Here is a 14,175-nt window from a genome sequence, read left to right on the forward strand (position 1 = left end):
TGCAGCGGAGTCTGACCATGAACGCTATGAACCGCGCCTTCAGCAGTTTCGACAATTTCGCGGGCTGGACTGCCGACATACCGCTGCGCTTGTTCCTGGCCTGGGAGTTTTTTGAATCAGGCTGGGAAAAATTCAACGGCGGCAACTGGTTTGGCGACCTGCAAGCGAGTTTCCCGTTCCCTTTCAACCTGGTGCCTGCACAATTCAACTGGCAGCTGTCGATGTGGGTCGAGCTGGTCGCCCCGCTGCTGCTGTTGCTGGGTCTGGGCACCCGGCTGGCCTCGGCGACACTGATTATCCTGACCGTGGTGGCCATTGCCGCAGTTCACTGGCCTGCCGACTGGTCGAGCCTGGCTGAGCTGGCCAAAGGTTATGCGATTACCGACCAAGGCTATGGCAACTTCAAACTACCCCTGATTTACCTGGTGGTCTTGCTGGCCCTGCTGCTGAGGGGCGCCGGCCGATTGAGCCTGGATCATTGGCTCTGGCAGCGACGCCCGATTACCACCAAAACCGCGTGATAAATTTCCGCCCACGGCCCTCGTCATTTGTACAAATGAGCCAACCAAGCGAGTAAGCCGTGGACCTGCAGAGCATTCTGGGCAATTTGTTCGCCAACGCCGCCAGCGTTGGCCTCAAGGGCGTGGTTCAGTTCGTCTTCGATGGCCATACTGCGTACTGGTACGAGGCCGGCGGCCATGCCGAAAGCGGCAGCGGCCAGCACGGCTCGGCAGATGTCAGCATTGCCGTTGCCAGCGCAGATTTCATGGCGATCATGGCCGGGCAGGCCAATGTCGAAGAACTATTCGCCAGCGGCCGCCTGATCATCGACGGCAACCTGGGCCTGGCTACTCTGCTGCCGCAGGCGATCGACATGGCGCTGCGCGGTAACCAGGCGCCTGCGGTCGAAGCCAATCGCCGCTATCCGCCAAGCGCCCGACCAAGCGATGCGCTGTCTGCAGCGCAGCCGCCGTTAACTCGAATCGAACGGCGGCCACGCGACGGCTTGTCCGTAGACGAGTTCCGCCAACACTACATGCTGCACGGCATTCCGCTGGTGATCAGCGAGGCGCTGCACGACTGGCCGTTGTTCAGCAATGGTCATAAGGCCTCGCTCGAGCTGTTCGCCAACCTGCAAGGCATCACCCGCCACGGCGACTATGTCGAGAAAACCTTCTCCACCGAGCGCGACTTCCGCTCGACGTCCATGGCTGATTTTGTCTCCAGCCTGGACAACCCCATAGCGGCAGGCACTGACGGCAAGCCGCCCGCATACATGGGTAACAACATCCTGCCGGCACAACTGCTCGAACACATCCGCTACCCAGGCTATTTCGAAGCCGAGCAATTCATCCCGCCGCGCATCTGGATCGGCCCCAAAGGCACGCTGACGCCCCTGCATCGCGACGACAGCGACAACCTGTTCGCTCAGGTCTGGGGAGAAAAGTCGTTCATACTCGCCGCGCCCCATCACCGCGAGGCCCTAGGCTGCTGGGCGACATCGCCAGACGGGGGACTGGAAGGCTGTGACGTTGACCCCAGAGCGCCCGATTACGCGCAATTCCCGCATTGCCGCGAGGTGCGGTTCCTGGAAGTTGTGCTGCAGGCTGGCGACTTGCTGTTCCTGCCCGAAGGCTGGTTTCATCAAGTCGAGTCTCTGTCGACATCGTTGTCGGTGAATTTCTGGGTGGATTCAGGGCGCGGCTGGCCACGCTCACCACTGCCTGAGGTGGTCGAAGCAGCGCCCTGCCCTACAGTACCCGCTTGATCAGCGGCTCCAGCCGACTGAAACGCAAGCGTTTGAGGAATTTGCGCACCTGCTGCGGATGCTCGCCCGGCTCGCCCAGCTCACTGGCCGAGCGCAGCGCCGGCGCATGGCGCCTGAGCGCTTGCAACTCTTTCTCGCGCGGCGCCAACCACTGGCCCAGCGGGTCATCGATGAGCAACCCGTTTTCAAGGTCGAGGTTGAAGCCGCGCGGGTTGAGATTGTTGCCGGTGAGCAGGCTGTAGCGCTGATCGATCCAAACGCCCTTGGCGTGGAAGGTGTGGCCGGGGTCATTCCAGATGCGCAAGGTCAACTGACCCGCGTCGATCGCCGCCTGGCGGCGTTTGGCAAAGGCGCGCAGGGTGTCTTCGTACAGGTACGGCAATACACCACTGGCGCTGAATGGCTCACCAGGCGCGACGTAAAAATCATTGGCAGTACGGTCGCCGACAATGATTTCCAGCGCCACACCACGCGCCAGTGCCCGATCGATCTCGGTCATGACCAGGCGCGGCGGATTGAAATAGGGCGTACTGATGACGATCTGCTCGTCCGCTGCCGCGAGTAACGCGCAGATCGCACGGTTGAGCGGGTTGCCACGGCCAATGCCGAGCAGCGGGATGACCCGCAGGCCGTGACTGGCCGGTTCAGCCGGCAATGGATAGGTCATGCGCCGCAAGCGTGCGCGCAAGCGACGGATAGCAGCGCGCATGGTGCGCGTGGCCGGCGGCGCGGGCTGGTCCAGGCGCGGCGTGGCAGCGCTGGCCAGCACCTCGTGGACCAGGCTGACCATGGCATCGGCAAGGCTTGGGCACTCGAACAGATGATAACGGTCGAGGCGATACCGATCGAAGCGATGCAGGTAAACGTTGTTGAGGCTGGCACCGGTGTAGATCACGCAATCATCGATGACGCTGCCTTTGAGGTGCAGCACGCCAAACAGCTCACGGGTTTGTACCGGTACGCCATGGATGACGACGTCCAGACCGCGCTGTTCGCGCTGGGCCTGATACCAGGCGGCGTTGCCGGGCTGGCGGCCAGCGCCAAGCAAGCCACGACGCGCGCGGAACCAGTCAACCACGATGACAATCTGCAGTTCAGGCCGCGCCGCCTTGGCCTGGTAAAGCGCGTCCAGCACCTCTTGACCGGCTTCGTCTTCCTGCAGGTACAGCGCCACGATGACGATGCGCCGCTGCGCGCTGGCAATGCGTTCGAGCAACACCGTGCGATAAGCTGCAGCATCAGGCAGCGCGCTGATGGCTTGCGGGTCAATGGCAAAACCAAGCTGGGGAACAGGCATGGACGTGCGGATCAAGCGGATCACCTCCGGTCTCGAGTGAAATGCAAGGTTCACCCGTGCATTGCGTGGCGCCCATCATAGCAATAACGCCAGCACGCCCGACCATCGCGATCATTACAAAAAAAAGAAGGGATCAGATGTCGCCGCCGCCAGAGCAGCCCAGATTGCCTGGGGCTGCCCGGGGCGCCAACGGCTACTTCAGATCGAAACGGTCCAACTCCATCACCTTCACCCAGGCCGCGATGAAGTCCTTGGCAAACTTCTCACTGGCATCACTGCTGGCGTAAACCTCGCTCAATGCGCGTAACTGCGCGTGGGAGCCGAACACCAGATCTACCCGGGTACCCGTCCACTTCGGCTGGCCAGTTTTGCGGTCACGGCCTTCGAACGCATTGTTGTCCGCGCCGGTCGCCTTCCATTCAACGCTCATATCCAGCAAGTTGCGGAAGAAGTCATTGCTCAACTGCCCAGGTTTGTCGGTGAACACGCCGTGCTTGCTCGCATCGTTGTTCGCGCCCAGCACACGCAGACCACCGATCAGCACGGTCAGCTCTGGCGCGGTCAAGGTCAGCAGTTGCGCCTTGTCCAGCAACAGCCGCTCTGCCTTGACGTTGTAACTGCCCTTGGCGAAGTTTCGGAAACCGTCAGCCAACGGTTCCAGCGCACCGAACGATTCGACATCGGTCTGCTCCTGCGAAGCGTCGACACGACCCGGGCGGAACGGCACAGTCAGGGCATGGCCGGCATCACGCGCCGCTTTTTCGACGGCAACACTGCCAGCCAGCACAATCAAGTCGGCCATCGACATCTGCTGGCCGCCAGTGGCGAAACCGCTGCGAATGCCTTCCAGCACACCCAGCACTTTATCCAGCTGCTGCGGCTGATTGGCGGCCCAGAACTTCTGCGGCGCGAGGCGTATGCGCGCGCCGTTGGCACCGCCACGTTTGTCCGAGCCACGGAAGGTCGAGGCCGAAGCCCAGGCGGTATTGACCAGCTCGCCTACGCTCAGGCCCGAGGCGAGCACTTTGCTCTTGAGCGAGGCGATGTCTTGCTCGCTCAGTGCCGAGGGGGTGGCTTTGGGCAGAGGGTCTTGCCAGAGCAGCTCTTCCTGCGGCAGCTCCGGCCCCAGATAGCGCGCCAGCGGGCCCATGTCGCGATGGATCAGCTTGTACCAGGCGCGCGCAAAGGCATCCGCCAACTGCTCGGGGTGATCCTTGAAGCGACGCGCTATCGGCTCATAGATGGGGTCAAAGCGCAACGCCAGGTCGGAGGTCAGCATTGACGGCGCATGGCGCTTGCTTGGGTCGTGCGCGTCGGGGATCTGCCCTGCCCCATCACCGTTCTTTGGCTGCCACTGATGGGCGCCAGCAGGGCTTTTGCTCAGTTCCCAGTCGAAGCGGAACAGATTTTCCAGATACTCGTTGCTCCAGCGCGTCGGCGTCGAGGTCCAGGTCACTTCGAGGCCACTGGTGATGGTGTCGGGGCCTTTGCCGGTGCCAAACTTGTTGTGCCAACCCAGACCCTGCTGTTCCAGGCCGGCAGCCTCGGGCTCGGCGCCAACGTTGTCGGCCGGACCGGCGCCGTGGGTCTTGCCAAAGGCGTGCCCGCCAGCGATCAGGGCCACGGTTTCTTCATCATTCATGGCCATGCGGCCGAAAGTCTCGCGGATATCCTTGGCCGATGCGACTGGGTCCGGATTGCCTTCGGGGCCTTCCGGGTTGACGTAGATCAGGCCCATCTGCACCGCCGCCAGCGGATTCTCCAGGTCGCGCCCGGCATTGGTGCGGCTTTGTTCCTCACCATGCTTGGCGGGCTCGGCAACCAGGTCACCCTGGCCAGGCGCCTGGGCCTTGCCGTAGCGGGTGTCACCGCCCAGCCAGACCTTTTCCGAACCCCAGTAGACGTCTTCGTCAGGTTCCCACACATCGGCTCGGCCGCCGGAATAGCCAAAGGTCTTGAAGCCCATCGATTCGAGGGCGACGTTGCCGGTCAGTACGATCAAGTCAGCCCAGGAGATAGCCTTGCCGTATTTCTGCTTGATCGGCCACAGCAGACGCCTCGCCTTGTCCAGGCTGACGTTGTCTGGCCAGCTGTTGAGCGGCGCGAAGCGTTGTTGTCCGGAGCCTGCACCACCGCGCCCGTCGCCAATGCGATAGGTGCCGGCGCTATGCCAGGCCATGCGTACGAACAACGGCCCGTAATGGCCAAAGTCGGCTGGCCACCACTCCTGCGAATCGGTCATCAGCGCTGTCAGGTCCTGTTTGAGCGCTTGAAAATCAAGGCTGGCATAGGCTTTGGCGTAGTCAAAATCGGGGTCCATTGGATCGGACTTGTCTGAATGCTGGTGCAGAATGTTCAGGTTGAGTTGGTCAGGCCACCAGTCACGATTGCTGGTGCCACCACCTGCGGTTTGATGGAACGGGCATTTCGATTCGTTCGACATCTGCGGGTACCTTCGGGTCGGGTTCTGTCAGAGTTCCGGTCTAGGCCAGCTTGATCAGCCGAGCACATAGGCTCGGCCGTCTGCTCATCAGTTGGAGCGGTCAGGCCGCCAAAAGCGTGCAAAGGGGTTGCCTGGATACGGCGTGCTGTGCAGCAGGCGCTGCGCAGCCGCAGGCTTGTCCCTTGACCAAGACTAGCTGAGCGCGGGCAGAGGTCTAATAGAGCAAGTATTACCCACCGATAGCGTGAATATGTCAGCACCCCGAAGCCAGCGTGCCCGCCAGCAGATTACTTGCGCCGTTGCATCCAAGCAGCGCCCAGACCACTGAGGCAGATGATCGCGATGCCCACCATGCTCAGGTGGTCTGGCACCTGGCCGAAGACCACAAAGCCCAACAGCCCGGCAAACACGATCTGGCAGTAGCTGAACGGCGCCAGCATGGCCGGTGCGGCAAAGCGGAAGGCCTGGGTCAGCAGCAGGTGCGCAGACATCCCGAAACCACCCAGCGCCAGCATCAGCAGCAGGTGGTCCCACTCGGGCATCTTCCAGAAAAACGGCACCAATGCCGTCATCACCAGGGTATTGCACAGCCCGGCGAAGAAGTTGCTGGTGGTCGGGCTGTCGTAGGCAGCCACTTTGCGGGTGAGTAGCTGATAAAAGCAGAAACCCAATGCAGAGCCGAACGGGAAAAGAATCGCCGGGGTGAACATTGAGCCGCCTGGGTGTACCACTACCAACACGCCAATGAAGCCCATTACTACCGCGACCCACTGGCCAGTGGTGACATGCTCTTTGAGCAGCGGTACCGACAATGCCGTCACCAACACCGGTGCGAGAAAGTTGACCGAAGTGGCCTCGGCCAATGGCAGATACTGCAGGCCCGCGGTAAACAGCAGACTGGTACTCAGCAGGCTCAGTGCACGCAGCGTCTGCAACACAGGCTTGCGGGTACGCAGCACCGCCATGCCCGACTTGGGCAGAAAGATCCCAGCCATCAGCAATGTATGCACCAGATAGCGGACCCACACCACCATGATGATCGGGTACAGACCACCGAGGAACTTGGACAGCGCATCATGGCTGGCAAACAGGAAAGTGGCGACCACTACCAGGGCGATGCCTCGCAGCGGCTGATTGACTCCGGACAGCGGTGTACTCGAACTCATGGCGTACTCAAATAGGGACTTGGCAGCTACTCCGCCAAGATCCGGCTGCCATCAAAGGCGGCCTGGATATGGGCGAATTCTAGAAGAGATGCGCGCAATTGCGATAGCCGGTAATGGATTGCCGTGTCTACCGGCCGCTTTAGCGTTCGCTGATCGAACACTTTTTCACAGCAGGTACGACAGCACCGATGCGCTAAAGCTCCCGGCGCAACAGGTATGTGTCCATGATCCAGCCCTTGCGTTGCCGCGCTAGTTCACGTGCGGCCACAATCTGGGCCTTCATCTGCAACAAAGGCCCAGCAAGCAGCAGCTCGTCCGCCGTGCCGAGATAGGCGCCCCAGTAAATATGCAGTTGTGGGTCGTCGATATCGGCGAACGCGCACTGGCCATCAAGCATGACCAGCACATTGTCGATCTGCTTAACTGCGCCGAGCTGCCGCCCGGGAAGTACGGTCAGCGGCTCGCCAATGCGGTTCAGCGGGATCTGATGACGAGCTGCCAGGGCCTGAATGCTGCTGATGCCGGGGATGACTTCGAGTTGCAGTTGTGTACCGTGCTGGCGTACCAACTGGAGAATCCGCAGCGTGCTGTCGTACAGGCTTGGTTCGCCCCACAGCAAGAAAGCACCCACGTCGTCCGGGCCGAGTTCGTCATCGATCAATCTTGCGTAGAGCGCTGCGCGTTGCTGGTGCCAGTCCTGTACTGCCTCAATGTAATCGCTGGCCAATGCATCACGCTGCGGATCATCGACTTGCAGCAACCGGTAGTCGCCAGTGGGCAGGTAGCGCTCGAGAATTGCCCGGCGCATGCGCACCAGCTCATCAGAGCGGGCGCCCTTGTCGAGGACGAAGAATACCGTGGCCCGTTTGAGCGCATCGACTGCCTCGAACGTCACCTGCCGCGGATCACCAGGGCCGATGCCGATCAATAACAACTGCTTCATTAGCCACTCCCGCTCGGGTTTGCTGTGATTGCCAGACCCTGAGTGTCGGCTTGAGCCGACACTATGTCGAGCAGTTAAGGCTGTGGGTGAACAGCAAATAAATTAACGCACATAAAACTAGTAAAGTTCCCTGACTACTTGCAAAGTTTATGGTTTACCGTGACACCGTCGGCAACTACACTCGGGACTAGCGAACAGCACTATCCCTGCGTGACCGACGTTAAATCTTCTTACAATGTTCGTCACGTTTTGACGCAGTCGTATTTAAGGAGTGATGAAAGTGTCCAGACTTGCAGAGTTTCGCGCTGCCGAAAAAGCGCTTCAGGAACAGATCGCCCAACTCGAGGCGCTCAAGCAGGATGCCGGTCTCAAACGCGAAATCGAGTTCGAGCAGAAGCTGCTGGGCCTTATGAAAACTTACGAAAAGGGCCTGCGCGATATCGTCGCCATCCTTGATCCAAAAGGCAGCAGCAAACCCGCCACCAAGGCGTCCGGGGCGACCCCAAAACAGCAGCGCCGCGCCCGCGTGGTCAAGGTTTACGAGAACCCGCACACCGGCGAACTGATCGAAACCAAGGGCGGTAACCACCGCGGTCTGAAAGCCTGGAAAGAAGAACACGGCGCCAGCACTGTCGACGGCTGGTTGCGTCCATGAAACATGGACATACACTTCACACTTTTTTCACAGCTTGTGGGCCATGATCAATTCCAGCTAACGGATTAGCGACCCCATCTGCGCCCGCACACGCGGGCCTCTAATTTCAGCGCCCTGCCCTCGTGCAGGGCGCTTTCATTTTGCCTCCCCGCTCACGTCCCGTATCATGGACGGCCTGTCTTACCGCTGGTGCCTGTGGGCCCGGCCTCGTCTCTGGAGCCTTCATGAGCCTGAACGATCTCAACACCTTGCCTGGCGTTACCGCTCAAACGGACGCTGCCACTGCGCAATTCGTTTTCAACCACACCATGCTGCGCGTCAAGGACATCGAGAAGTCGCTGGACTTCTACACCCGCGTGCTCGGTTTCAAACTGGTGGACAAGCGCGACTTCGTCGAAGCCAAGTTCAGCCTGTACTTCCTGGCACTGGTTGACCCCGCGCAAATTCCGGCTGATGACGATGCTCGTCACCAGTGGATGAAGTCGATCCCGGGCGTGCTGGAGCTGACTCATAACCACGGCACTGAAAGTGATGCAGCGTTTGCCTATCACGATGGCAACACTGACCCACGCGGTTTTGGTCATATCTGCATTTCGGTGCCTGATGTAGTTGCAGCGTGCGAACGCTTTGAAGCTTTGCAGGTGCCGTTCCAGAAGCGCCTGAGCGACGGCCGCATGAACCATCTGGCATTCATCAAAGACCCCGATGGTTACTGGGTCGAAGTGATTCAACCGACGCCCTTGTAAGCACAGCTGACTAGGCGCCCCGCGCATAGGCAATTGCAGCGTCGATCTGCGTTGCCGTGGGGCGCACGCCGGTATACAGCACAAACTGCTCCAGCGCTTGCAGGGCAATCACCTCAAGCCCTGTGATGACCGGTTTGCCGAGCGCTTCGGCGCGGCAGATCAGTGGCGTGCGCGCCGGCATCGCCACCACGTCGAATACCCGTTCTGCCACTGCAATCGCAGTTTCGGGGAACGCCAGTTGCTCCGCCTCAGGGCCGCCGGCCATACCAATCGGCGTGACGTTGATCAGCATCGGCGGCGCCAAGTCGCCCAGTTCTGCCTGCCAGCGATAACCCAGCATGTCGGCCAGTTGCCGCCCAGCTTGTTCATTACGGGCAATAATCAGCCCTTCACGAAAGCCGGCGTCACTCAACGCACAGGCTACTGCCTTGGCCATCCCGCCGCTGCCACGCAGCGCGAACGCTGTAGCCGGGTCTACCTCATGTTTGGCCAGCAACTGCTGCACGGCCAGATAATCGGTGTTGTAAGCCTTCAAGTAGCCGTCGCTGTTGACCAGCGTATTAACCGACTCGATGGCAGCCGCAGACGCATCAACCTCGTCGACCAACGCCAGGCAAGCTTCCTTGAACGGCATCGATACACCGCAACCGCGAATCCCCAATGCTCGAATACCAGCCACCGCGGCGGGCAGATCATCTGTGGTCATGGCCTTGTAGTAGTAATCCAGGCCCAGCTGTTCATAGAGATGATTGTGAAAGCGCACGCCAAAGGTACCGGGACGGCCGGCCAGGGAGATGCACAACTGCGTGTTTCTGCTGGGAATGTGGCTCATCTACTGCTCCGTTTGCCTGAGCTGAATCGTTGCTCCAGCGTACCAGAGGGCATTGCTTACACAACCTTTACCCTTTCCCGGCGCTCAGTTGACAGTAACAACGGCCATAGTAGGAGCCATCGCGCAGCGTGGTCTCGACACTACTGTTGATAGAGCTGATGACCACTATTGAGGAAGTTGATTTCAAACGCCGTCAGCAGCTGGGTAAGGTTGGCGCACGTCTTACAGGAGGTCAGCATGGCCACTATCCAGATCATGTCGGTTGTTGGTAGCGCAGTTCCCACTCGCTTGCGTGAGCAGGGGCTGCTGGCCTGCTGGTATCTGATGCGCAATGGCGAGCCGGTGAGCGGCCCGCTGGCGTCCAAAGCCTGTGCAGTAGCGATGGCCGATCAGCTGCAGAGCGGCAGCTTGATGGCTTGAACGAATGTGTTGTGTGTTGCTCCTTGTGCCCTTGTTGCCCGCCATTTTTGGCGGGCTTTTTTTTTGCGCGCTGGGGCACGCCTCAGGCTGGATCTGGATGCTCGCTGGAGACTGTGTTGTTGGTCTCTACGTCAGACATTTCTTCGTCCAGGCCGGCATCTTCATCTTCAGGCAGCGGAGGCATTGGGTCATGAGCCGTCTCGTTGTCGGTCGTGCCGCCTACGCCCTGCTGAGAGATGTTGCCAGGTGCTTTTTCGTCGATATCCATAGCGCTACCCTCGTCAATGCACGGATGATCCGTGCCTTAGCGTGAGAGCCGCGGGATTGACGCAAGTGCCCGCGACGAGACCAACGGCGCTAACTCTCGAGAAGCAACTCTTAACAGTGGGTATTGGCTAAGCCGATCGTTTTTTCCCGGTGCTGATCAATTCGACGCTCCATCGTCATTAAAACGACGTTTGCGCCGAACCGCCTGCAGCAACAATACAGCGCTGGGAATCAACAGGCCGACCGCGGTCCAGCCAAACGCAGGCTGACCAGAAGCGCCTACGGCGGCGAAAACAACACCGATAACCAGCATGGACCCGCCTGCGGCGTAAAAAGGGGTAGTGCTGTGCTTGCTCATGATGATCCTCCTTGAAGTGCGGTATTTAATCATGAATCGACAAAGTGCCCATCGTCTTCGGCAACCACGAGCTACAAAGTAGCCCGCTCGCGCTACGCCCCACCCCCACAGCTTCGCCGCAGATGGCGTTAAAAGATGGATACCGGATTAAAATTCCTTCACCTTGCGCCCTTTAGTCATAAGGCATTCGACACGCTTTCGGCCATACTCCACAATGCAGCGGTTTTTTGGGGAAAACCCTGCAAAGCCAACGACATACCTCCTTTTAGTGAGCCTCAACGTGAAAACTTCTCTGTCCATCCTCAGCCTGCTGCTGTTGCTCACTGGAACTTCGACCCTCGCAACTACCGCTGCCGCTGCGCCGCCGCCGAGCCAGACTCAGCGCGATCCGGCCAAACTGCACCTGGCCTCGGGCAGCGCGCTGCTGATCGACCTCAACAGCAACAAGGAGCTGTACGCAAGCCATGCCGACCGGGTGGTGCCGATTGCCTCGGTGACCAAACTGATGACGGCCATGGTAGTGCTTGACGCGAAACTGCCTATGGACGAGCAGTTGACCATGACCATCGCCAACAACCCGGAAATGAAGGGTGTGTACTCGCGGGTCCGCCTGGGCAGCCAGCTTGATCGCCGCGAGACCTTGCTGATCACTTTGATGTCGTCGGAAAACCGCGCAGCCAACAGCCTCGCCAACCACTACCCAGGCGGCTATGGTGCCTTTATCAAGGCCATGAACGCCAAGGCGCGCAGCCTCGGCATGAGCCATACCCGCTATGTCGAGCCTACAGGCCTGTCGACGCTGAACGTGTCGACCGCACGCGACCTTGGCAAGCTGCTGTTGGCATCGCGCAAGTACCCGTTGTTGAGCGACTTGTCGACCACTCGCGAAAAGACCGTGGCGTTTCGCAAGCCTAACTACACGCTGGGCTTTCGCAACACCGACCATCTGGTCAACAAGAGCAACTGGGACATCAAGCTGACCAAGACCGGCTTTACCAATGAAGCAGGGCACTGCCTGGTGCTGCTGACCCGGATGGACAACCGCCCCGTGGCGATGGTGATTCTGGATGCCTTCGGCAAGTACACCCACTTCGCCGACGCCAGCCGCATGCGCCAGTGGCTGGAAACCGGTGCGGCCAAACCTGCACCGGCCGTGGCCATGCAGTACAAAGCGGAGCGACGCAAGGTCGTTGCCGACTGAGCCTGACGCTCCAGGGCGACGCCAGGCCAACCGCCGGGCGTCGTCTCAGGCCTGGGTATTGACCGTACCGCCGGCGCTGCTGTCACCGGTCTTGGTCAGGGCTTCGAGCAACTGCGCGGTCGCCGCCATGACCTGGCCAGTCAGCGTGCTGACGCTGGCTTGCTTGGCGGTAATCAAAGCGATCATGGCACCATCATCTGTGTCTTTAGCCATCATCTCGGCCAATTGCTTCTGCTCTTCGGCGAGCTGCTTTTGCAGTTGCTTGATCAGTTCGCGCAGTTGCTTGATGTGCGGCGGCTCGCTGCTGTCCGAGCCGCTATCTGCTTGTGCCACCTTGGCGCCGCCAGCGACTTTTGAAAGGTCGACAGGCATGGCGCCGCCCTTCTCGACCTGCTCGACGTCATCACGCTGATTGGTTTTGCCGCCGACTTGCGCCGAAGCAGCGCCAGCGATCGAGATGCCTGTAACTGTAACCATGTTCCGTACCTGCCCTGAAGTGGTCCTTGCGTTGACCAGGTTATCGGCCGCGCGCAGCAGATCTTGAAGTGAGCAGCACCTGCGCTGCAGGCTGGCTAAATTCCCTCAAAGCTGGCTCGTTCCAAAATGTGTAGAAGGCGCAGGGGCCAAACTCCGGCGCGCCTGTTCATTCGAACTTCAGGGAACGCAGCCATGAGCCAGACCCCAGAAACAGTCAAAGATTTGATCGGCGTGGGTTTCGGCCCTTCCAACCTGGCCTTGGCCATCGCCCTCGAAGAACTCGCCCAGAGCCAGGGCCATGCCCTGGACGCCCTGTTCATCGACAAGCAGCAAGACTACCGCTGGCACGGCGATACGCTGGCCACTCAGAGCGAGTTGCAGATCTCCTTCCTCAAGGACCTGGTGTCGCTGCGCACCCCTACCAGCCCGTACAGCTTCGTCAATTACCTGCACCAGAAGCAGCGCCTGGCCGACTTCATCAACCTCGGCACCTTTTACCCGTGCCGGTTGGAGTACAACGACTACCTGCGCTGGGCCGCCGAGCATTTCGCCGACCAGGCAGTGTACGGCGAAGAAGTACTGCGTATCGAACCGGAACTGCACGCTGGCCGGGTCGAGCACCTGCGGCTGGTCTCGCGCGACGGTCAGGGCCGTGAGTACAGCCGGCGCACGCGTTCGGTAGTAATTGGTAGCGGCGGCACGCCGAAAATCCCGGAGAAATTCGCCGGGTTCAAGGACGACGAGCGCGTCTTCCACCACTCCCGCTACATCAGCGGCCTGGCCAAGCTACCCTGCGCCGAAGGCAAGCCGATGCGTATCGCGGTGATCGGTTCCGGGCAAAGCGCGGCCGAGGCCTTTATCGACCTCAACGACAGCTACCCGTCGGTCAAGGTCGACATGATCCTGCGTGCCACTGCGCTCAAGCCTGCCGATGACAGTCCTTTCGTCAACGAGATCTTTGCCCCCGACTACACCGACCTCGTCTACAACGAGCCTGCCGAACTGCGCAGCAAGCTGATCGGCGAGTACCACAACACCAACTATTCTGTGGTCGACCTCGACCTGATCGACCGCATCTACGGCATCCTCTACCGGCAGAAGGTCTCCCACCAGTATCGCCACAACGTACTGTGCCGGCGCAACGTGGATGCGGTCGTAGCCACTGCCGATGGCATCGAACTGACCCTGCGCGACCTCGCCACCGGCCAGCAACAGACTCACCGCTATGACGCGGTGATCCTCGCCACCGGCTACGAACGCCGTTCGCACCGAGAACTGCTGGCGCCGCTGCAGGGCTACCTGGACGACTTCAGTGCCGATCGCAACTATCGAGTACTGGCCAGCCCGGACATGCACGCCTCGGTGTACCTGCAAGGCTTCTGCGAAACCACTCATGGCCTGAGCGATACGTTGCTGTCGGTGCTGCCCGCCCGTGCCGCGGAAATCGGCCAGGCGCTCTATCAGGACCTCGCCCAGCGCTGCGCCCGCCCGGCGGTAATGGCCGCCGCGAGCAACGCCTGAGGGTACAGGACGCCTTCTGAAATATCTGGTTGCATTTAAAAAGGCAGGATTTTCATTCTCATTCGTCTTTATTAATGCAGC

General features: G+C 60.2%; 15 protein-coding genes. 7 read left to right on the top strand and 8 right to left on the bottom strand.

The features are described from left to right. Positions 1 to 17: 17 nt before the first annotated feature. Entirely contained in the window at positions 18 to 521 is a 504-nt protein-coding gene (locus tag ACIOAU_RS14770) for a DoxX family protein (RefSeq protein WP_150569018.1), read from the top strand. 59 nt (positions 522 to 580) lie between these two features. Beyond that, positions 581 to 1,768, top strand: a complete 1,188-nt coding sequence (locus ACIOAU_RS14775) for a cupin-like domain-containing protein (protein ID WP_401182865.1) — start codon at positions 581 to 583, stop codon at positions 1,766 to 1,768. Here ACIOAU_RS14775 and pssA read toward each other — a convergent pair. The 4 genes from pssA to cobF form a co-directional block, all read right to left on the bottom strand. Then, complete coding sequence (pssA, locus tag ACIOAU_RS14780) at positions 1,752 to 3,065, bottom strand: CDP-diacylglycerol--serine O-phosphatidyltransferase (RefSeq protein ID WP_150571851.1); 1,314 nt, start codon at positions 3,063 to 3,065, stop codon at positions 1,752 to 1,754. The two genes, ACIOAU_RS14775 and pssA, sit on opposite strands and share 17 nt — an antisense overlap. A gap of 193 nt (positions 3,066 to 3,258) precedes the next feature. Next, positions 3,259 to 5,508 carry a catalase/peroxidase HPI gene (gene katG, locus ACIOAU_RS14785; protein WP_401182869.1) on the bottom strand — a complete coding sequence of 750 codons (2,250 nt, stop codon included), beginning with the start codon at positions 5,506 to 5,508 and terminating at the stop codon, positions 3,259 to 3,261. Between the two features lie 287 nt (positions 5,509 to 5,795). Next, complete coding sequence (locus ACIOAU_RS14790) at positions 5,796 to 6,674, bottom strand: DMT family transporter (protein ID WP_101320118.1); 879 nt, start codon at positions 6,672 to 6,674, stop codon at positions 5,796 to 5,798. Between the two features lie 193 nt (positions 6,675 to 6,867). After that, positions 6,868 to 7,617 (bottom strand): precorrin-6A synthase (deacetylating), encoded by a 750-nt coding sequence (cobF, locus tag ACIOAU_RS14795; protein WP_401182872.1) that lies wholly within the window; start codon positions 7,615 to 7,617, stop codon positions 6,868 to 6,870. A 280-nt stretch (positions 7,618 to 7,897) separates the two neighbouring features. Between cobF and ACIOAU_RS14800 the strand changes: the two genes are divergently transcribed. Beyond that, on the top strand, positions 7,898 to 8,272 hold the full coding sequence (locus ACIOAU_RS14800) for a histone-like nucleoid-structuring protein, MvaT/MvaU family (protein ID WP_150569014.1): 375 nt from the start codon (positions 7,898 to 7,900) through the stop codon (positions 8,270 to 8,272). Between the two features lie 224 nt (positions 8,273 to 8,496). Next, positions 8,497 to 9,018 (top strand): lactoylglutathione lyase, encoded by a 522-nt coding sequence (gene gloA, locus ACIOAU_RS14805; protein WP_101320122.1) that lies wholly within the window; start codon positions 8,497 to 8,499, stop codon positions 9,016 to 9,018. 10 nt (positions 9,019 to 9,028) lie between these two features. On the opposite strand, the gene ACIOAU_RS14810 is transcribed toward gloA, so the two are convergent. After that, positions 9,029 to 9,850, bottom strand: a complete 822-nt coding sequence (locus ACIOAU_RS14810; protein WP_150571848.1) for a shikimate 5-dehydrogenase — start codon at positions 9,848 to 9,850, stop codon at positions 9,029 to 9,031. A 237-nt stretch (positions 9,851 to 10,087) separates the two neighbouring features. Between ACIOAU_RS14810 and ACIOAU_RS14815 the strand changes: the two genes are divergently transcribed. After that, a complete protein-coding gene (locus tag ACIOAU_RS14815) occupies positions 10,088 to 10,270 on the top strand; it encodes a hypothetical protein (protein WP_101320126.1) in 183 nt (60 codons plus the stop codon). Positions 10,271 to 10,352: 82 nt separating this feature from the next. On the opposite strand, the gene ACIOAU_RS14820 is transcribed toward ACIOAU_RS14815, so the two are convergent. Together ACIOAU_RS14820 and ACIOAU_RS14825 are read right to left on the bottom strand one after the other, a co-directional pair. Next, positions 10,353 to 10,538, bottom strand: coding sequence for a hypothetical protein (locus ACIOAU_RS14820; RefSeq protein WP_101320128.1), 186 nt, complete (start codon positions 10,536 to 10,538; stop codon positions 10,353 to 10,355). A gap of 156 nt (positions 10,539 to 10,694) precedes the next feature. Beyond that, a complete protein-coding gene (locus ACIOAU_RS14825; RefSeq protein ID WP_150569012.1) occupies positions 10,695 to 10,895 on the bottom strand; it encodes a hypothetical protein in 201 nt (66 codons plus the stop codon). Between the two features lie 280 nt (positions 10,896 to 11,175). On the opposite strand from ACIOAU_RS14825, the gene pbpG reads away from it, so the two are divergent. Then, on the top strand, positions 11,176 to 12,096 hold the full coding sequence (pbpG, locus tag ACIOAU_RS14830; RefSeq protein ID WP_224785493.1) for a D-alanyl-D-alanine endopeptidase: 921 nt from the start codon (positions 11,176 to 11,178) through the stop codon (positions 12,094 to 12,096). A 45-nt stretch (positions 12,097 to 12,141) separates the two neighbouring features. On the opposite strand, the gene ACIOAU_RS14835 is transcribed toward pbpG, so the two are convergent. Further along, complete coding sequence (locus ACIOAU_RS14835; RefSeq protein WP_401182879.1) at positions 12,142 to 12,573, bottom strand: hypothetical protein; 432 nt, start codon at positions 12,571 to 12,573, stop codon at positions 12,142 to 12,144. Positions 12,574 to 12,765: 192 nt separating this feature from the next. Between ACIOAU_RS14835 and ACIOAU_RS14840 the strand changes: the two genes are divergently transcribed. Further along, positions 12,766 to 14,094 carry a lysine N(6)-hydroxylase/L-ornithine N(5)-oxygenase family protein gene (locus ACIOAU_RS14840; RefSeq protein WP_401182882.1) on the top strand — a complete coding sequence of 443 codons (1,329 nt, stop codon included), beginning with the start codon at positions 12,766 to 12,768 and terminating at the stop codon, positions 14,092 to 14,094. Positions 14,095 to 14,175: the final 81 nt, after the last annotated feature.

The organism is Pseudomonas sp. NPDC088322, from assembly GCF_044740745.1.
GTDB classification, from domain to species: domain Bacteria; phylum Pseudomonadota; class Gammaproteobacteria; order Pseudomonadales; family Pseudomonadaceae; genus Aquipseudomonas; species Aquipseudomonas shirazensis.

Excerpts from the sequence above, each read along its gene's own strand:
- ACIOAU_RS14770 (WP_150569018.1), top strand. The coding sequence starts at position 18 with ATGAACGCTATGAACCGCGCCTTCAGCAGTTTCGACAATTTCGCGGGC.
- ACIOAU_RS14835 (WP_401182879.1), bottom strand. The coding sequence starts at position 12,573 with ATGGTTACAGTTACAGGCATCTCGATCGCTGGCGCTGCTTCGGCGCAA.
- cobF (WP_401182872.1), bottom strand. The coding sequence starts at position 7,617 with ATGAAGCAGTTGTTATTGATCGGCATCGGCCCTGGTGATCCGCGGCAG.
- pssA (WP_150571851.1), bottom strand. The coding sequence starts at position 3,065 with ATGCCTGTTCCCCAGCTTGGTTTTGCCATTGACCCGCAAGCCATCAGC.
- ACIOAU_RS14820 (WP_101320128.1), bottom strand. The coding sequence starts at position 10,538 with ATGGATATCGACGAAAAAGCACCTGGCAACATCTCTCAGCAGGGCGTA.
- ACIOAU_RS14790 (WP_101320118.1), bottom strand. The coding sequence starts at position 6,674 with ATGAGTTCGAGTACACCGCTGTCCGGAGTCAATCAGCCGCTGCGAGGC.
- ACIOAU_RS14840 (WP_401182882.1), top strand. The coding sequence starts at position 12,766 with ATGAGCCAGACCCCAGAAACAGTCAAAGATTTGATCGGCGTGGGTTTC.
- katG (WP_401182869.1), bottom strand. The coding sequence starts at position 5,508 with ATGTCGAACGAATCGAAATGCCCGTTCCATCAAACCGCAGGTGGTGGC.
- ACIOAU_RS14815 (WP_101320126.1), top strand. The coding sequence starts at position 10,088 with ATGGCCACTATCCAGATCATGTCGGTTGTTGGTAGCGCAGTTCCCACT.
- ACIOAU_RS14825 (WP_150569012.1), bottom strand. The coding sequence starts at position 10,895 with ATGAGCAAGCACAGCACTACCCCTTTTTACGCCGCAGGCGGGTCCATG.
- gloA (WP_101320122.1), top strand. The coding sequence starts at position 8,497 with ATGAGCCTGAACGATCTCAACACCTTGCCTGGCGTTACCGCTCAAACG.
- ACIOAU_RS14810 (WP_150571848.1), bottom strand. The coding sequence starts at position 9,850 with ATGAGCCACATTCCCAGCAGAAACACGCAGTTGTGCATCTCCCTGGCC.